This is a genomic window from Streptomyces sp. NPDC017056 (genome assembly GCF_044332485.1).
GTDB lineage: Bacteria > Actinomycetota > Actinomycetes > Streptomycetales > Streptomycetaceae > Streptomyces.
Window position 1 is genome coordinate 1 of sequence record NZ_JBIRPD010000004.1, and the last position, 16882, is coordinate 16882.

The window sequence follows — 16882 nt, forward strand, 5'->3', positions numbered from 1 at the left end:
AGGAGCCCAAGCCCTTCACCTGGACCAAGACCGCCGACGAGATCCTCGAACGCCTCGCCAGATATCTGAATCGAATTCCCGACTCAGGACACTAGAAGTAGTGCCCCCCTTCCAGGTCCGCGATGAGGCCCATTTCCTCGGGGTGCCATCCCAGTTGCTTTCGGGTCTGGGTGCTCGATACCGGGATGTCGAGTGCGGCGAAGGCGGCGAGGAAGCCGAAGTGGTCTGCCGCGTCCTCGGGGGGCAGGGAGGTGGTGGGGAGGCCCAGTTGCCGGGCGATGGTGTCGGCGATGGTGCGGAAGGGGACGCCTTCCTCGTCGGTTCCGTGCAGGATCGAGCCGGCCGGGGCGGCTTCCAGTGCCAGCCGGAACAGGCGGGCCGCGTCGAGCCGGTGGACGGCGGGCCAGCGGTTCGAGCCGTCGCCTACGTAGGCCGATACGCCCTTGTCGCGGGCGGCGGCGATCAGCAGCGGGACGAAGCCGTGGTCGCCCTCGCCGTGGACGGAGGGGGCCAGGCGTACGACGGAGGCGCGTACCCCGCGCCCGGCCAGGGATGTCGTCGCGCTTTCCGAGGCGGCCCGCAGGAGCTTCGCCTCGGGGGCGGGCGCGGTCTCCTCGGTCGCCGGGCGGCCCGGGGCGGCGCCCGCGAGCGACAGCGTCCCCCCGGTGATCACCAAAGGTTTGCCGGTGCCCTCCAGTGCGGCGCCGAACGCCTCGATGGCGCGCAGGTCCAGTTCGGCGGCGCGGGCGAATTCCGAGAAGTCGTGGTGGAAGGCGAGGTGGATGACGCCGTCCGCCGCCGCGGCGCCGTCGCGCAGGCTGCCGGGGTCGTCGAGGGACCCGCGGTGCACCTCGGCCCCCGCGGCTTCCAGCGCCGCGGCGGCCGTGTCGGAGCGGGCCAGGCCGACGACCTCGTGTCCGGCTCCGAGAAGTTCCGGGACAACCGCGGAACCGATGAATCCGGTTGCTCCGGTGACGAAAACGCGCATGGGTACTCCCTGGGTGAATGAGGGGTTGTCCGGCCCCGCGAGGCGGTGGGGAGGCTGGCGGGGCCGGTGGGGCCATCGTCCGGGGGAAGCGCGGCCCGGGTCCAAAGCCTGTTGCGTATGGGGGCATACGGATTGGGCATCATCCGAGGCCGGAGGGGGATCCGGGCGGTTTTCCGATCGTGCGCGCTACCGTTCACGTATGCCCGACTCAGCTTCCACGCCGGACCTCGACTTACGGCTGGTGCGGTATTTCACGGCCGTCGCCGAGCACCGGCACTTCGGCCGCGCCGCCGAGGCGCTCCGCATCACCCAGCCGTCCCTGAGCCGCCAGGTCCGCCGCCTCGAACAGCAATTGGGCGTCCGCCTGCTGGACCGCACCCCGCAGGGCAGCCGGCTCACCGGGGCCGGGGAGGACTTCCTGCCCCGCGCCCAGGCGCTGCTGCGTGCCGCCGCGCTGGCCGCGGCCAGCGCCAGGGCCGCCGCCGAACCCGCCCGGATCACCATCGGGTACTCCATGAGCGCCTGGGTCACCCCGGCCGTACGCGTGCTGCGCCACCAGTACCCGGACGCCGAGGTGCGCACCCTCCACCTGCGCTGCCGGGAATCGCGCACGGCGCTGCTCGATCACCGGGTGGACGCGCTGGTGACGCGGCTGCCGTTCCCGACCGACCGGTTGCGGGTGACGGTGCTGTACGAGGAGCCCCGGGTGCTGCTGGTGCCGCTCGGCCACCGGCTGGCCGGCAGGGAGTCCCTGACCCTCGACGACATCGCCGGCGAGCCCCTCCCCCGCCTGCGGCAGCCCTACCCTGAGTTCAGCGCGTTCTGGCGCATCGAGCCGCGCCCCGACGGGAGCCGGGTGCCCGACGGGCCGGTCATCGAAGAGCTGGAGGACAAGTTCGAGCTCGTCGCGGGCGGTCAGGCCGTGGCGGTCTCCGCCGGCGCCCACTCGGCCCGCCTGCGCGGGGACATCGCCGCGGTCCCCCTGCGCGGTGTCGAGCCGAGCCGCGTCGTGCTGGCGACCCGCGACGACGACCGCCGCCGGCTCGTGGCGGCGTTCCGCAGGGCCGCGCAGGCCCACCTGACCGGCCCCGAGCCGGCCGGCCCCGCGAACGTCCCGGCCAGTCCCGTACCCGCCTGAGGAGGCCGCCACATGGCCGGATACGACCCGCTGTCCGCCGAGGAACGCGCCGTCGTCAGCGTCGTCCGTGACTTCGTCGACCGTGACGTCCGGCCCGTGGCGCGGGAGCTGGAACACCACGACCGGTACCCGGCGGAACTGGTCGAGCGCATGAAGCAGCTCGGCGTCTTCGGGCTCGTGGTGCCGGAGCCGTACGGCGGCGCCGCCGTCTCCGCCTCCTGCTTCGCGCTGGTCACCGAGGAGCTGGCGCGCGGCTGGATGAGCCTGGCGGGCACCATGGGCGGCCATTCCGTCGTGTGTTCCCTGCTGGTCCGGTACGGCACTCCCGAGCAGCGTGAGCGGTGGCTGCCGAAGCTGGCCACCGGGGAGGTGCGGGCCGCCATGGCGCTCACCGAGCCGGGCGGCGGTTCCGACCTCCAGGCGCTGCGCACCACCGCGCGCCGCGCCGCCGACGGCTCGTACGTCGTCGACGGCGCCAAGACCTGGATCACCAACGCCCGCCGCGCCGGGCTGATCGCGTTGCTGGTCAAGACCGACCCCGCGGCCGAGCCCGCGCACCGCGGCATGTCCGTACTGCTCGCCGGGCACGGCCCCGGCATGACCGTCTCCCGCGATCTGCCCAAGCTGGGCTACAAGGGCGTGGAGAGCTGTGAGCTGGTCTTCGACGGCTTCCGGGTGCCCGGTGACGCGCTGCTCGGCGGGCAGGAGGGGCAGGGTTTCGGCCAGATGATGCGGGGGCTGGAGATCGGCCGTATCCAGGTGGCCGCGCGGGCGGTGGGGGTCGGCCGTGCCGCCTTCGAGGACGCCGTCCGCTACGCGCGGCAGCGGGAGAGCTTCGGCAAGCCGATCTGGCAGCACCAGTCCGTCGGCAACCACCTGGCCGACATGGCGACTTCGCTGACGGCGGCGCGCCAGCTCGTCCTGCACGCGGCGCGTACGTACGACAGCGGGCAGCGGGCCGACCTGGAGGCGGGCATGGCGAAGCTGTTCGCGTCGGAGGCCGCGATGCGCATCGCCCTGGACGCGGTGCGGGTGCACGGCGGGTACGGCTATTCCACCGAGTTCGACGTCGAGCGGTACTTCCGCGACGCGCCGCTGATGATCGTCGGCGAGGGGACGAACGAGATACAGAGGGACGTGATCGTCCGGCAGTTGATGCGGCGTGGCGAGGTGTGAGGCGGCTTGCGCGGGGCGGTCGCGCGCCGTTCAGACGGCGCTGCCGCGGCCTGCCCAGTAGGGGTCGCGCAGCCTGCGCTTGAACAGCTTGCCCGACTCGTCGCGCGGCAGGCTCTCCTCGAAGACCACCACTTTGGGCACCTTGTACGAGGCGAGGTGGTCCGCGACCTGCGCCCGTATGTCCTCGGCGGTGAGCGCGGCGCCCGGTTCGGGCTGCACGTGCGCGGCGAGCACCTCGCCGAACTCCTCGTCGGGGATGCCGAACACGGCCACGTCGCGGACCCCGTCGAGGCCGAGCAGGCAGCCTTCGATCTCCGCCGGGTAGATGTTGACGCCGCCGGAGATGGCCAGGTCGTCGCGGCGGTCGCTGAGGTAGAGGTAGCCGTCGGCGTCGAGGCGGCCGATGTCGCCGATCGTGACGTAGCCGGGCAGCCGCCCGGCCTCCATCGCCGCGCGCTTGGCGGGGTCGCCGAGGTAGGTGAACTGCGGCCAGTTGTCGTCCGGCTTGAGGTAGATCTCGCCGGTCCGGCCGGTGGGCAGCTCGGTGCCGTCGGGGCCCAGCACCACCACCGAGCAGGTGCCCTCGGCCCGGCCGACCGTGCCGGGGTGGGCCAGCCACGCGTGGCTGTCGCACCAGGTGACGGCCCCGGTCTCGCTGCCGCCGTAGTACTCGCGCAGCACCGGGCCCAGCCAGTCGATCATGGCGTGCTTGATGTGCGGCGGGCAGGGCGCGGCGGCGTGCACGACGGAGGTGAGCGACGACAGGTCGTAGCGCTCGCGGACGTCCTTGGGCAGGCGCAGCAGCCGGACGAACATGGTCGGCACCAGTTGCGCCTGCTGGATGCGGTGGCGCTCGACCAGCCGCAGGAACTCCTCGGCGTCGAAGCGCGGCATCAGGGTGATGTCCAGCCCGGCGGCGAGGGCGAGGACGGCGTGCTGGCCCGGCGAGGCGTGGTAGAGCGGCGCGGGGATCAGCGTGCGGCCGCCCGGGCGTACCGCGAAGTATTCGAGGAACTTGGCGACGGATTGCGCCAGTTGTTCCTCTCCGACCGGGTCACGCAGCACCCCTTTGGGGCGGCCGGTGGTCCCGGAGCTGTAGATGACGGTGGACGGCCGGCGGGCGACGGCCTCGGTGAGCGGCGCGTGGTCCGACAGCCAGGCGTCCAGGAGCGGATGGCCGCCGGTCACGGGCGGCGGCGGGAAGCCGCAGGCCGCGGCAGTGCCGGCGGGCACGGGGACCTCGATGAGGCGGGCGCGGGCGGGGAGCACGGCCGCGACCCCCGGCAGCAGGTCGGTGTGGGCGAAGACGACCCTGCTGCCACTGTCGCCGAGCACGTGCCGCAGGTCGTCGCGCCGGAAGTGCCAGTTGACGGGGACGGCGGAGGCGCCCAGCCGGGCCGCGCCGGTGGTGATCTCCAGGTACGCGGGCTCGTTGCGCATCACGATCGCGATCCGGTCGCCGGGCCCGACGCCCAGCGCGCGCAGGCCGGCGGCGACGCGTGCGGCGCGTTCGTGGAACGCGGGGTAGGAGCGTGCCACCCCGGCGGAGCGGATGGCGGGCGTGTCGGCGACGTCCATGCAGCCTCCAGGCAGTTGCGGCTCGCGCCCATTGAACAGGGGGTTCCGCTCGCCCGCCAGGGCCCTGACGCCTCGTCAGCACGCAATCGCGCCAGTGCGGACTGGTCGGTTTCGGGGCCCGGCGGGGCGAGTGGCCGAAGGCGCGCCGGAGGGCTCCCTGCGGGGGTGCGGCGGCCGGGCACTCGTGGTGAGCGCCACCGTGTGCCGTCCGGCGGTCACCGGTGTCCGCTCCTATCCTCGGGGAGCATGAGCCAACACGAATCGGACACGAACCGGCCCGATACGGACGGGGCCGACGACAAGAACGACATCCTGCGCCACCACGGTGAGGCCATCGCACTGTTCGGCACCCGGGTCCACCAGGTGCGCGACGACCAGTGGGACGCCCCGACGCCGTGCGACGCCTGGACGGTACGCGATCTGGTCGGCCACCTGACCGTGGAGCAGCTGTGGGTGCCGCGCCTGGTGCGGGACGGCGCCACCATCGAGGAGGTGGGCGACGAGTTCGACGGCGACCAGCTCGGCGACGACCCCGTCGGGGCCTGGGACCGGGCGGCGGTGGCCGCCGTGGCGGCGTTCTCCGAGCCCGGCGCGCTGGACCGCACGGTCCACCTGTCCTCCGGGCCGTCCGGGGCCGGCGCCTACTGCTCGCAGATGATGATGGACGCGGTGGTGCACGCCTGGGACCTGTCGCGGGCGATCGGAGCCGACGAACAGCTGCCTCCGGAGGCGGCCTCCGCCGCGCTGCGGGAGGTGGAGCCGTACGCGGACGACCTGGCGGGCACCTCGATGTTCGCCGATCCGGTGCCACCGCCGCCCGGGGCCGACGAGCTGACCCGGCTGCTGTGCCTGCTGGGCCGGCGGCCCTGACCTCCGCTTCCGCGGGCCCCGGAGGAGCCCGCGGGAGCCGGCCGGTGTCCGCGGGCCCACCACGGCCCGCGGGGGCGGGTCAGTCGATGCCGCGGAAGATGTGCGGCTCGGCGGGGTCGTCGTCGCAGCCCGCGAGTCTGACCGGGGCGCAGCGGCCCCAGACCTCCAGATTGCGGACTTCTCCGATCCGGCCGGGCCGCTCGCCCCGCTTGGGCCGCGGCTGCTTGCGTTGCACGTTTTCCAATGCCACCACGCACTCCTTCATCAAGGGGACACTTCCGACGCGGTGGCGTCTTCGCACAAACCGGGACGTCAGCCATGGTTTGTGGCGCTTCCCGCGACGGGCCAAGGGTGTTGGCATCTCCCAGACAGGTCGTCCGTCGCCCTCAGAGTAACGACAGCGACCAAAGTGCGCTCGACATTTACCAGCTATAGCGGCAAGTCGGGGAGAACGCGGAGATTCCGCCCCGCCCCGTTCCCCGGGCCCCCGCTGCTGCCGTGCATCTGCCCGCGGTTCCCCCGGTTGGCGTACACGGGCCGGCACACGGACCAGTGCACGGACCAGTGCACGGACCGGCCAGGCGGCGCCGAACCGGCCCGGCCGCTATTTCAGGAGGCGGGACATCCGCCGGTCGGCCAGCAGCTTGCCGCCGGTCTGGCAGGTGGGGCAGTACTGGAGCGAGGAGTCGCTGAAGGAGACCTCGCGGACGGTGTCGCCGCAGACCGGGCACGGCTCCCCGGTACGGCCGTGCACCCGCAGCCCGCTCTTCTTCTCCCGCTTGAGCTGCCCCGCCGCCACGCCTCTGGACCGTTCCACCGCCTCCGTGAGCGTGTCCCGTACGGCCGCGTAGAGCCGGGCCGTGTCCGGCTCGCCGAGCCGGGCGGCGGCCTTGAACGGCGACATGCGGGCCGCGTGCAGGATCTCGTCGGAGTAGGCGTTGCCGATGCCGGCCAGCACGCTCTGGTCCCGCAGTACGCCCTTGATCTGGCGCCGCTCGCCCTTGAGCAGGGCGGCGAGGGACTCCTCGGTGAAGTCCGCGGCGAGCGGGTCGGGGCCGAGCCGGGCGATGCCGGGCACCTGGGCAGGGTCGGTCACGCAGTAGACGGCCAGCCGTTTCTGGGTACCGGCCTCGGTGAGGTCGAAGCCGGGCGACGGTCCGGGCGCGTCCGCGCTCAGCCGGACGCGCAGTGCCAGCGGCCCTTTGCCGGGGCGCGGCGGGGCGTCGGGCAGGGCGTCCTGCCAGCGCAGCCAGCCGGCGCGGGCCAGGTGGACCACCAGGTGCAGGCCGCCGGCGGTGAGGTCGAGGAACTTCCCGTGCCGGGCGACCGCCGTGATCGTGCCGCCCTCCAGGGCGGTCAGCGGCGGATCGTAGGTCTTGAGCACGTTGACGGCGGTGGGCCGGGCGCCGACCAGGACGCGGCCGACGGCGTGCGCGTGCAGGAATTCCCGCAGGGCTTCGACTTCCGGCAGTTCGGGCATGCCACCAGCCTGCACGGTGCGCGGGCCCGCTACATCCCGTGCCCGCCGCGTGCCGCGTGCCGGTCCGGCGGGAGGGCGCCGCGGTGCTAGGGATAGACCCGTGGACTGGTTCACGGAGAGCGACGACTGGCTGGGCCGGCTGGTGTTCCAGCGGATGCTGGCCGTGCTGTACCTGGTGGCGTTCGTCGCGGCGGCGCGGCAGTTCCGGGCGCTGATGGGCGAGCGCGGGATGCTGCCGGTGCCGGATTTCGTGCGCCGGGTGCCGTTCCGCAAGGCGCCCTCGGTCTTCCAGTGGCGCTATTCGGACCGGTTCTTCGCGCTGTGGTCCTGGGGCGGTGCCCTGCTCGCCGCCGCCGTGGCGGCCGGCGCCGCTGACGCGGTGCCGCTGGGTGCCGCGATGGCGATGTGGGCGGTGCTGTGGGCGATGTACCTCTCGATCGTCAACGTCGGCCAGACGTGGTACGGCTTCGGCTGGGAGTCGCTGCTGCTGGAGGCCGGCTTCCTGGCCGTCTTCCTCGGCAACGACGACACGGCGCCGCCGGTGCTCGTGATGTGGCTGCTGCGCTGGCTGCTGTTCCGGGTGGAGTTCGGGGCCGGGCTGATCAAGATGCGGGGCGACCGCTGCTGGCGCGATCTGACCTGCCTCTACTACCACCACGAGACGCAGCCGATGCCGGGCCCGCTGAGCTGGTTCTTCCACCGGCTGCCCAGGCCGCTGCACCGGGTCGAGACCGCCGCCAACCACTTCGCGCAACTGGTCCTGCCGGTGTTGCTGTTCACCCCGCAGCCGGTGGCGACCTGGGCGGCGCTGGGCATCGCCGTGACGCAGCTGTGGCTCGTGCTGTCCGGCAATTTCGCCTGGCTGAACTGGCTGACCATCGCCCTGGCCCTGTCCGCGGTGGACCTGCCCTGGATCGCGCGGCCGGCCGCGTTCCCCGGCGCCCCCGTCTGGTTCGCGGTGCTGAGCGCGGCCGTCACCGCCTTCGTCGCCTACCGGAGCTACCGGCCGGTCCGCAACCTGCTCTCCCGGCAGCAGCTCATGAACACCTCCTTCGACCCGCTGCACCTGGTCAACTCCTACGGGGCCTTCGGCAGCGTCACCCGGGTGCGCCGGGAGATCGTGATCGAGGGCACGGACTCGGCGGTGGCCTCGCCGGACGCGGTCTGGCGGGAGTACGGCTTCAAGGGCAAGCCGGGCGACGTGCGCCGGCTGCCGCGGCAGTTCGCGCCCCTGCACTTGAGGCTCGACTGGCTGATGTGGTTCGCGGCCCTGTCCCCCGCCTACGCGCGCAGCTGGTTCGGGCCGTTCGTGGAACGGCTGCTGGAGAACGACGCCGACACGCTGCGGCTGCTGCGCCACAATCCGTTCCCCGGCGCGCCGCCCGCGCTGGTGCGGGCCCGGCTCTACGAGTACCGCTTCACGACCTGGCGGGAACTGCGGGAGACCGGTGCGTGGTGGCACCGGACGGAGCTGCGGGACTTCCTGCCGCCGACGAGAACAGCTCCGTCCGGAAGGCGATGACCATGTCGCGGGCGTGCCGCAGCCCGATCCGCTCGAAGTCGCGCTCCAGTACGTCCAGCTCGGCGAGCGTCTCGTCCTGCGAGCCGCCCAGCCGGGAGCGGGACTTGACCAGGCCGAGGCGGGACAGGGCGGTGCCGCGCGGCTCGTGCATCTGAGCGAACTCGCCGAGCGCGCCGGCGTAGACCTCGCACGCCTCGGTGTACCGGCCGGCCCGGAACAGGACGTTGCCGCGCATCTTGTGGTTGTAGGCGAGGGCGCTCGCCAGGTCCATGGTGCGGCAGATCGTCTCGGCCTCGGTGAGCAGGGCGAGCGCCCGTTCCGTCTCGCCCTGGACGGACAGGACGTCGGCTATGCCGCGCAGCGACCAGGCGCGGCCCCGCGCGTCGTCGCCGTCGGCGGCGATCCGCGCGGCCTCCTCGAACAGCTCCAGTGCCTTGTCGTAGCCGCCGGTGTTGCGGTGCATCTGCGCGATGCCGGACATCGCCCACACCATGTGCCGGGCCTCGCCGTGCGCCCGTGCCTGTTCGAGGAGCTGTTCGTGCAGCTCGGCGACGGCGGCGTAGTCGCCCTGTATGCGGCCGGTCTCGGCGAGGCCGGCGAGGGAGTAGCCGTGCGCCAGGCGGTCACCGCCCTCGTCGGCGAGGGTGACGGCCCAGGCGAGCAGCCTGCGGGCCAGTGCGAGGCCGCCGCACTGCCGGGCGAGCGTGCCGCCGCTCCACAGGGCCCAGGACATCGCGCCCAGGTCGCCGGCGCGCCGGGCGCTGCGGTAGCTGTCGTGCCAGGCGTCCCGTGCCTCGGTCACCCGCCCCAGCCGCCGGTTGGCCTCGGCGACGGCGAGCGCCGCCCGTGCGTGTTCCAGGTCCGTGCGCGCCTGCCGCCGCGCGCGGCGGGCCGTGGCGAGCACGTCCTCGTACGAGGAGTTCACGTTCAGCGACGCGCCCACTTCGCCTTGGTACTCCGGGGCGAATGCCTTGCCGTACATGTATCCGTGGCCTCCCGCTCGTGCATGTGCTTGATCACGAAGCTACGAGCCGGCGGGGGCCTGGCGAATCAGTCCACGGATTGGTCATCCCGTATGCCGTGGGTCCTACGCGAGGGGGACATGGTCATCACCGGGATGTACGGGATACCCGGCCCCCTCTCTTGTCGTGGCGCCCGGGCCGGGCCACCCTGGCTGCCACATCCGCGATCTCCGGACCCCGAGGTGTGGCATGGACAGCAGGGCACGGACCGGCACCGACCGCCGCCGCTTCCTCCGTACGGCCGCTGCGGGGGCCGCGCTGACCGCGGTCGGCAGCCTCGGCGGCGCGGCGGCTCCCGCACGGGCGCGCTCCCGGCCACGCGCCGTCCGGCCGCTGCTGCTGGGCACGTACACCTCGGTCCCGGGCGGCGGTACGGGCGTGGGCCTGGGGACGTACGACGCCGCGAGCGGACGGATCACCGGCTCCGGTGTCATCGGCGGGGTCGCCGACCCGTCCTACCTGGCCCTCGGCCCCTGCGGCCGGACGCTCTACACGGTCAACGAGCAGCGGCAGGGCGCGGTGACCGCCATCGCCCTGCGCGGCGACGGCCGCCACCGCGTCCTGGGCAGCCGCTCCACCGGCGGCGCCGGTCCTTGCCACCTGTCCGTACACCCCGGCGGACGCTGGCTGCTCAGCGCCAACTACCTGTCCGGCAGCGTCGCCGTACACCCCATCGGCCCGGACGGCGCGCTCGGCGAGCGCACGGACGTGGTCGCGCACACCGATCCGCCGCCCGGGCCCGGGCAGGACGGGCCGCACGCGCACCAGATCGTCACCGGCCCGGACGGCCGCCACGTCCTCGCCGTCGACCTGGGCAACGACACCGTCTACACCTACCGCCTGGACACCGCCGCGGGGAAGCTCGCCCTGGTCTCGTACGCGCGGCTGCGGGCAGGGGCGGGTCCGCGGCACCTCGCGTTCCACCCTTCGGGCCGCTACGCGTACCTGGCCAACGAGGTGGACAACACGGCCGTGGTCTGCGCGTACGACCGGAGAACCGGCACGCTCACACCGGGCGCGCCGCAGCCCACCGGAACCGGGCCCGGCACGAGCTATCCGGCGCAGTTCCTGGTGACCCGCGACGGCGCCTTCGCCTATCTCGCCAACCGCGGCCACAACAGCCTGACGCGGTACGCGGTCGAGGCGGCGGGCGCCCGCCTGCGGCTGCTGGACACGGTGCCGTCGGGCGGCGACTTCCCCCGGCACACCGCCTTCTCACCGGACGGCCGGCTGCTCTTCGCGGCTCACCAGAAGTCGGGGTCGGTGACGGTGTTCGCGGTGGACGCCGTGCGGGGCGGGCTGCGGCGGCTGGGCGAGCCGTTCGCCGCGCCCGTACCGGTGTGCGTACTGCCGCTCTGACGCCGTCGGCCTGCGACCCGGCAGCCGAAACACTGCGGCAACAGCCCCGCAGGGTTGCGCCGATAGCGTCGGCCCGCATGAGTACGGGAACGTCACACGGGACGGCACCGGCCACCGCGCCGGGCGGCGGACAGGCCGGCGGGGAGCTGCGCAAGGGCCTCCGGCGGCGCCACATGAGCCTGATCGCGCTGGGCGGTGTCATCGGCGCCGGCCTCTTCGTGGGCAGCGGCGTCGTCATCCGCGCCACCGGCCCCGCCGCCGTGCTGTCGTTCCTCGCGGCCGGCGTCCTCACCGTCCTGATCATGCGGATGCTGGCCGAGATGACGGTGGCCCGGCCGGCCCTCGGCTCGTTCTACGCCCATGTGCGCGAGACCCTGGGGCACCGCGCCGGCTTCACGGTCGGCTGGCTGTACTGGTACTTCTTCGTGATCGTGGTCGCCGTCGAGGCGGTGGCGGGCGGCCGGATCGTCCGGCTGTGGCTGCCCGGCGTGCCGCTGTGGGCCGTCAGCCTGGCGCTGATGGCGATGCTGACCGCGACCAACCTGGTCTCGGCCCGCTCCTTCGGCGAGTTCGAGTACTGGTTCTCGTCGGTCAAGGTCGTCGCGATCGTGGTGTTCCTCTTCCTCGGCGCGCTGTACCTGACCGGACTGTGGCCGCAGGCCCACGGCGGCCTGGCACATCTCACCGACTCCGGCGGCTTCGCGCCCGAAGGCGTCGGCGCGGTGCTCGCGGCGATCGTGCCCTGCGTCGGCTTCTTCACCGGCGCGGAGATCGTGACCATCGCGGCGGCCGAGTCGGTGGAGCCGGAGCGCGCCGTGGCGGCGGCGATCCGCTCCATCGTGCTGCGCGTGGTGGGCTTCTACGTGCTGTCGGTCCTCGTCGTCGTGGCGGTCGTGCCGTGGACGTCCCGGGCCGTGGAGGTCAGCCCGTACGCGGCGGTACTGGACCGGCTGCACGTGCCCGCCGCCGGTACGGTCATGAACGCCGTCGTCCTGATCGCCGTGCTCTCCTGCCTCAACTCCGCGCTCTACACCTCGTCGCGGATGCTGTTCGCCCTGACCCGCAACGGGGACGCGCCGCGCGGCCTCACCAAGCTCGGTCGCGGCGGGGTGCCGCGCCGGGCGCTGCTGGCCGGGACGTCCGCCGGCTATATGTCGGTGATCGCGGCCTGGGCCTCGCCCGACGTCGTCTTCCGCTTCCTGATCAACTCCTACGGCGCCGTCGCCCTGTTCGTCTACCTGGCGATCGCGCTCGCCCAGCTCCGCCTGCGCCGCAAGCTGGAACGCGAGGAACCGCAGCGGCTGACGCTGCGGATGTGGCTGTTCCCGTGGCTCAGCCGGGCCACCGTCGCGCTGATGGCGGCGGTGATCGTGGCGATGGCCTTCCTGCCGGACAGCCGGGCCCAGTTCTGGCTGAGCCTGCTCACGGTGGGCGTGATCCTGGCCGCCTACGAGGTACGGCGGCGGCGTCCGGCCCGGTGAGCGGGTGAGCGGGGCCGGTCTGTGCAGGCCGTCCGTGGCGCCGACGGACGGCCTGCCGGTGCCCACCGCGTCCCGCGGCGGCCCGCCCGCCCCCAGCCGGGCCGCCGCTCGGGAAATCCGTGCCCGCCGAATTCCCGGGAGGGTGGGAAGGAAACGCGTGCCGCGCTCCCGTCGTTCCGGGGCGGTGCCGGCCTACGGTGCGGACAGGCGCATTCCCGGATAGATGAGGTTCGGGTTCGCGCCGATCACCCGGCGGTTGAGGCGGTAGAATTCCTTCCAACCGCAGCCGTGCGCGTACGCGATGCCGCTCAGCGTATCCCCCGGATTGACGACGATATTACCGCCGTAATTCCGGTGCGTACGGGACTTGTACTCCTTGCCGTACCGCTGGTGCCGGTGCTGCGGCGCGCGGAGGCGTCCGGCGCCGTTCGTGCGGGCCGGCGCGCCGGAGCGCGGCGCGGACCGCTGCCGCGGGACGGTGGTCTGCGGCACGCTGTGCCGCGCGCCGGACGAGCGCAGGCCCAGCCGGGCCGAGCAGGCCGGCCAGGCGCCCCAGCCCTGGCGCGCCAGCACCCGCTCCGCCACCCGGATCTGCTGGGCGCGCGAGGCCCGGGACGCCCGGGACGCGTACCGGCCGCCCCCGAAGGAGCGCCAGGTGGAGTGGGCGAACTGCAGCCCGCCCGAGAATCCGTTGCCCGTGTCCGCCCGCCAGTTGCCGCCGCTCTCGCACTGGGCCAGGCGGTCCCACGTGGCGCCGCTGCGGGCCTCGGCCGGCCCCTCGGCCGCCATGTTCATCGCGCCGGCCGCCAGCAGGACCGCTGCCGCCGTCGCCCCTCGGGCCCCGCGCCCCCGGACGTCGTTGCGTCCGCTCGTTTCCGATCCCTGAGGAAATGCCATCGACGTGCTCCCGTCGCTCACCGCGCGGTTTCCCGGCGGCTATGGGGAAACATGACGCCGTCGCGGAGCACTGCCTTTCCCGGTATTCACGCGGGGTGTTCTCCGCGTTTTCGCCGGGGGTGTGCCGTGCCTTTCGCGAGCCGTCATGAATTCGACGAGTGAAAGACAACCACGGCCACGGACGGCACCGGCAGAGCGCGTGGGAGCGCCCTCCTCCGGCGGCCTGCCCCCGCACCGCCGGAGTGGGGGCACCGGGCTCCGCATGGCGCTCCCCTCTGCCGGGTAGGGGCGCACCCCACGGTGCGGAGCGCATGACCTGCCCGGGCGTATCGATCGCTTGTCCGAGCCGGGGGTGCCAGAGGAGCGCATCCGGGGGCCCGGGGCACGCGCGGCGGGGGTCCGCACGCACCGCGCACGTACCCCCTCGGGCGGCGCAACGCGGCCGTCGGCGCGGAGGGTTCGCGCCACGGCCGTAACCCGCGGTACGCACCGCGCGCTCACACGGGTACGAGCGTGACCTCGGTCGCCTTGACGCTGACCCAGACCTCGGTGTCCTCGGCCAGACCCAGTTCCGCCGCGGCCTGCGGCGTGATCTCGCCCACCAGGTCGGGCACCTCGGGCGAGCCGACCAGCACCCGCAGCCGGCTGCCGAGCGCGGTGATCTCCCTGACCCGTCCCGGCCACACGTTGCGGGGACTGCCGGAGGGGCGCGCGCGGTGCACGGAGACCGCTTCCGGGCCGATGATCGCCAGCGCGCCGGAGCCCTCGGGCAGCGGGTCGGCGGCCACCAGCCGCCCGGCGCCCGCCAGCCGCAGGCCGTCGCCGGTGGCCGTGCCCGGCCAGGCGTTGCGGCCGAGCATCCGGGCCACCCACGGCGAACGCGGGTGCCGGGCGACCTCGGCGGGGGCCGCGTCCTGGAGGGTGCGCCCGTCCTCCAGGACCAGGACACGGTCGGCGAGCGAGACGGCTTCGACCGGGTCGTGCGTGACCATCAGGCAGACGCCGCCGAACCCGGCCAGGTGGCGGCGCAGCGTGTGCCGGACGTGCGCGCGGGTGCTCTGGTCGAGGGCGGCGAGCGGCTCGTCGAGCAGCAGCAGGCGCGGCCTGGCGGCCAGCGCGCGGGCCAGCGCGACCCGCCCGGCCTGGCCGCCGGAGAGCTGGGCGGGGCGGCGGTGCGCGAGGTGGCCGACGCCGAGCCGGTCCAGCCACCGCTGGGCCTCGCGGCGTGCCTCCGCGCGGCCGGTGCCGTGGGCGCGCAGCCCGTACGCCGTGTTGTTCAGGGCCGTCAGACGGGGGAAGAGCGCACCGTCCTGCGGCACCCAGGCGACGCCGCGGCGGTGCGGCGGCAGCGCGGTGACGTCGCGCCCGCCGAGGGTCAGCACGGCGTGCGCCCGCGGGGTGAGCCCGAGCAGGGCACGCAACAGGGTGGTCTTGCCCGCGCCGTTGGGGCCGACGACGGCGATGGTGGTGCCTGGGGCGGCGTCGAGGGTGAGCCGGTTGAACCCCGTGACGTCGGCGTGCAGCGGCCAACGCCCGGTACGGGAGCCGTCTGCGGGGCCGCCGGGGCCGGCGAGCTCCCCGGCGGCGGCTTCGGTGTGCGCGGTGGCGGCGCCGGCCGGGGTGCGGGAGGCGGGCGTGCCGTGGGCTGCGGATGCGGCGGGCACGGGGTCCGGCCATGTGCCGCCGGCATCCGCCGCCGCGTCGCCGTCCGCGTCCGTACGCGTCACCGCGCCGCTCGTGCGCCCCCGCACCGTGCCGCCCCCGCCCGCCCATCTGCCGCGCAGCGCGACGAGGACGCCCATCGCGATGACGAGCAGCAGGAGGGAGACGGAGGTGGCGGCCTCGGGGCTGTCCTGGAGGAGCAGGTAGACCTGGAGGGGCAGGGTCTGGGTGACGCCGGGCAGGTTGCCCGCGAAGGTGATCGTCGCGCCGAACTCGCCGAGCGCCCGCGCCCAGGTCAGCGCGGCACCGGCGGCGAGCCCCGGGGCGATCATGGGCAGCGTGACCGTACGGAAGACCCGGAACGGCGCGGCCCCGAGCGAGGCGGCGGTCTCCTCGTACCGCGCGTGGAGGCCGGCCAGTGCGCCTTCGAGGCTGATGACCAGGAACGGCATCGACACGAAGGTCGCGGCGACCACCGCGCCCGCGGTGTGGAACGGCAGCTGTACGCCGAACGCGTCCGCCAGCCACTCGCCCAGCAGGCCGCGCCGCCCGAAGCCGAGGAGCAGCGCCACGCCGCCGACGGTCGGCGGCAGCACCATGGGCAGCAGCACGAGGGAGCGCACCAGGGCCTTGCCGGGGAAGTCGACGCGCGCCAGCAGCCAGGCCAGCGGGACGCCGAGCAGCAGGGACAGGCCCAGCGCCCAGAGGGACACGACCAGGGAGATGCGCAGCGCCTCGGTGACGTCCGGGGAGGTCAGGTGGGTGCCGAGGTCGCCCCAGGGGGTACGGGTGAGGATGCCCGCCATGGGCACCAGCAGGAACGCCACCGCCAGGACGGCGGGCAGGGCCAGGGCCAGCGGTGCCCGCAGTCCCGGGGCGGCCTTCCGGGTCACGGCTTCTGGAAGCCCGCGTCGCGCAGGATCTTCTGCGCCTGCGCGCCGCCGAGCCACTTCACGAACGCGTCGGCCTCCTTGGCGTGCGGCGAGACCTTGAGCGTGGCGGCCGGGTACTCGGCGATGGCGTTCTGGTCGTCCGGGATCTGTACGGCGTCCACCTTGTCCGGCGCGGTCATCGCGTCGGTGGCGTAGACGATGCCCGCGTCCGCCTCGCCCAGCTCGACCTTGCTCAGCACGCCGCGGACGTCCTGCTCCTGGGAGACCGGCTGCACCTTGATGCCCTGCCGGTCCAGGACCTTCTTGCTGTAGCGGCCGACGGGCACGGCGGGCGCGGCGAGCACGACCTTGAGCTTCTTCTCCGCCGCCAGGTCCGCCAGGCCCTTGACGTGCTTCGGGTTGCCGTCGGCGGTCGCGATCACCAGGCGGTTCTTGGCGATGATCTGCGGCGTGCCGGTCTTGCCCGTCAGGCCGTCCATCGTCTTGGTGTCCGCCGTGACCAGCGCGTCGGCCGGGAAGTCCTGGTTGACCTGGGCCGCGAGCTGCTGCGAGCCCGCGAAGGAGAACGTGACCGTGACGTCGGGGTGTTCCTTGTGGTACGCGTCGGCGGCCTTGGCGAACACGTTGGTCAGCGAGGCGGCGGCGAGGACCTTGACGGTGGTGGTGCGGTCCCCTGCGGAGTCGTCGCCGCCGTCGCAGGCGGCGGCGAGCGGGACGAGGACGGCCACGGTCAGCGCCGCGGCGGTGGCGCGTCGCCGGCCGGCGACAAGGGTGCGGGACATCGGGATCGGCTCCTTGGGCTCGCGGGGCGCGGGG

Annotated in this window: 14 protein-coding genes; 6 read left to right on the top strand and 8 right to left on the bottom strand. The window is 73.9% G+C overall.

Translation table 11 applies throughout. From position 1 onward, the window contains the following. Positions 1-91: 91 nt before the first annotated feature. The gene (locus tag ACH4OW_RS08480) at positions 92-988 is read right to left on the bottom strand and encodes an SDR family oxidoreductase (RefSeq protein ID WP_398026025.1); all 897 of its coding nucleotides are present in this window, start codon (positions 986-988) and stop codon (positions 92-94) included. Between the two features lie 199 nt (positions 989-1187). Here ACH4OW_RS08480 and ACH4OW_RS08485 point away from each other — a divergent pair, with 199 nt between their 5' ends. Both ACH4OW_RS08485 and ACH4OW_RS08490 read left to right on the top strand, forming a co-directional pair. Then, positions 1188-2126 (top strand): LysR family transcriptional regulator, encoded by a 939-nt coding sequence (locus ACH4OW_RS08485; protein WP_398026027.1) that lies wholly within the window; start codon positions 1188-1190, stop codon positions 2124-2126. 12 nt (positions 2127-2138) lie between these two features. Beyond that, positions 2139-3302: an acyl-CoA dehydrogenase family protein gene (locus ACH4OW_RS08490; RefSeq protein ID WP_398026029.1), complete on the top strand. Its 1164-nt coding sequence runs from the start codon at positions 2139-2141 to the stop codon at positions 3300-3302. 30 nt (positions 3303-3332) lie between these two features. Here ACH4OW_RS08490 and ACH4OW_RS08495 read toward each other — a convergent pair whose 3' ends face one another. Continuing rightward, positions 3333-4880 carry an AMP-binding protein gene (locus ACH4OW_RS08495; protein ID WP_398026031.1) on the bottom strand — a complete coding sequence of 516 codons (1548 nt, stop codon included), beginning with the start codon at positions 4878-4880 and terminating at the stop codon, positions 3333-3335. 246 nt (positions 4881-5126) lie between these two features. On the opposite strand from ACH4OW_RS08495, the gene ACH4OW_RS08500 reads away from it, so the two are divergent. Continuing rightward, positions 5127-5750 (top strand): TIGR03086 family metal-binding protein, encoded by a 624-nt coding sequence (locus tag ACH4OW_RS08500; protein ID WP_360130472.1) that lies wholly within the window; start codon positions 5127-5129, stop codon positions 5748-5750. A 79-nt stretch (positions 5751-5829) separates the two neighbouring features. Here ACH4OW_RS08500 and ACH4OW_RS08505 read toward each other — a convergent pair whose 3' ends face one another. Then, positions 5830-6000 carry a hypothetical protein gene (locus ACH4OW_RS08505; RefSeq protein ID WP_360130595.1) on the bottom strand — a complete coding sequence of 57 codons (171 nt, stop codon included), beginning with the start codon at positions 5998-6000 and terminating at the stop codon, positions 5830-5832. 354 nt (positions 6001-6354) lie between these two features. Then, positions 6355-7230 (bottom strand): Fpg/Nei family DNA glycosylase, encoded by an 876-nt coding sequence (locus ACH4OW_RS08510; RefSeq protein WP_398026033.1) that lies wholly within the window; start codon positions 7228-7230, stop codon positions 6355-6357. A gap of 100 nt (positions 7231-7330) precedes the next feature. Between ACH4OW_RS08510 and ACH4OW_RS08515 the strand changes: the two genes are divergently transcribed. After that, on the top strand, positions 7331-8752 hold the full coding sequence (locus ACH4OW_RS08515; RefSeq protein WP_360130477.1) for a lipase maturation factor family protein: 1422 nt from the start codon (positions 7331-7333) through the stop codon (positions 8750-8752). Here the strand turns inward: ACH4OW_RS08515 and ACH4OW_RS08520 are convergent. Beyond that, entirely contained in the window at positions 8649-9734 is a 1086-nt protein-coding gene (locus ACH4OW_RS08520; protein ID WP_360130480.1) for a tetratricopeptide repeat protein, read from the bottom strand. The two genes, ACH4OW_RS08515 and ACH4OW_RS08520, sit on opposite strands and share 104 nt — an antisense overlap. A gap of 229 nt (positions 9735-9963) precedes the next feature. Here ACH4OW_RS08520 and ACH4OW_RS08525 point away from each other — a divergent pair, with 229 nt between their 5' ends. Together ACH4OW_RS08525 and ACH4OW_RS08530 are read left to right on the top strand one after the other, a co-directional pair. Continuing rightward, positions 9964-11133: a lactonase family protein gene (locus tag ACH4OW_RS08525; protein ID WP_398026036.1), complete on the top strand. Its 1170-nt coding sequence runs from the start codon at positions 9964-9966 to the stop codon at positions 11131-11133. Positions 11134-11210: 77 nt separating this feature from the next. Next, entirely contained in the window at positions 11211-12614 is a 1404-nt protein-coding gene (locus tag ACH4OW_RS08530) for an amino acid permease (protein WP_398026038.1), read from the top strand. Positions 12615-12806: 192 nt separating this feature from the next. On the opposite strand, the gene ACH4OW_RS08535 is transcribed toward ACH4OW_RS08530, so the two are convergent. The 3 genes from ACH4OW_RS08535 to modA form a co-directional block, all read right to left on the bottom strand. Further along, positions 12807-13511: a transglycosylase family protein gene (locus tag ACH4OW_RS08535; RefSeq protein WP_398026040.1), complete on the bottom strand. Its 705-nt coding sequence runs from the start codon at positions 13509-13511 to the stop codon at positions 12807-12809. A 497-nt stretch (positions 13512-14008) separates the two neighbouring features. After that, on the bottom strand, positions 14009-16066 hold the full coding sequence (locus ACH4OW_RS08540) for an ABC transporter permease (protein WP_398026042.1): 2058 nt from the start codon (positions 16064-16066) through the stop codon (positions 14009-14011). Beyond that, complete coding sequence (gene modA, locus ACH4OW_RS08545; RefSeq protein WP_398026044.1) at positions 16063-16848, bottom strand: molybdate ABC transporter substrate-binding protein; 786 nt, start codon at positions 16846-16848, stop codon at positions 16063-16065. Before modA ends, ACH4OW_RS08540 begins: the two co-directional genes overlap by 4 nt. Positions 16849-16882: the final 34 nt, after the last annotated feature.

Excerpts from the sequence above, each read along its gene's own strand:
- ACH4OW_RS08510 (WP_398026033.1), bottom strand. The coding sequence starts at position 7,230 with ATGCCCGAACTGCCGGAAGTCGAAGCCCTGCGGGAATTCCTGCACGCG.
- ACH4OW_RS08490 (WP_398026029.1), top strand. The coding sequence starts at position 2,139 with ATGGCCGGATACGACCCGCTGTCCGCCGAGGAACGCGCCGTCGTCAGC.
- modA (WP_398026044.1), bottom strand. The coding sequence starts at position 16,848 with ATGTCCCGCACCCTTGTCGCCGGCCGGCGACGCGCCACCGCCGCGGCG.
- ACH4OW_RS08480 (WP_398026025.1), bottom strand. The coding sequence starts at position 988 with ATGCGCGTTTTCGTCACCGGAGCAACCGGATTCATCGGTTCCGCGGTT.
- ACH4OW_RS08530 (WP_398026038.1), top strand. The coding sequence starts at position 11,211 with ATGAGTACGGGAACGTCACACGGGACGGCACCGGCCACCGCGCCGGGC.
- ACH4OW_RS08485 (WP_398026027.1), top strand. The coding sequence starts at position 1,188 with ATGCCCGACTCAGCTTCCACGCCGGACCTCGACTTACGGCTGGTGCGG.
- ACH4OW_RS08520 (WP_360130480.1), bottom strand. The coding sequence starts at position 9,734 with ATGTACGGCAAGGCATTCGCCCCGGAGTACCAAGGCGAAGTGGGCGCG.
- ACH4OW_RS08500 (WP_360130472.1), top strand. The coding sequence starts at position 5,127 with ATGAGCCAACACGAATCGGACACGAACCGGCCCGATACGGACGGGGCC.
- ACH4OW_RS08525 (WP_398026036.1), top strand. The coding sequence starts at position 9,964 with ATGGACAGCAGGGCACGGACCGGCACCGACCGCCGCCGCTTCCTCCGT.
- ACH4OW_RS08495 (WP_398026031.1), bottom strand. The coding sequence starts at position 4,880 with ATGGACGTCGCCGACACGCCCGCCATCCGCTCCGCCGGGGTGGCACGC.
- ACH4OW_RS08535 (WP_398026040.1), bottom strand. The coding sequence starts at position 13,511 with ATGGCATTTCCTCAGGGATCGGAAACGAGCGGACGCAACGACGTCCGG.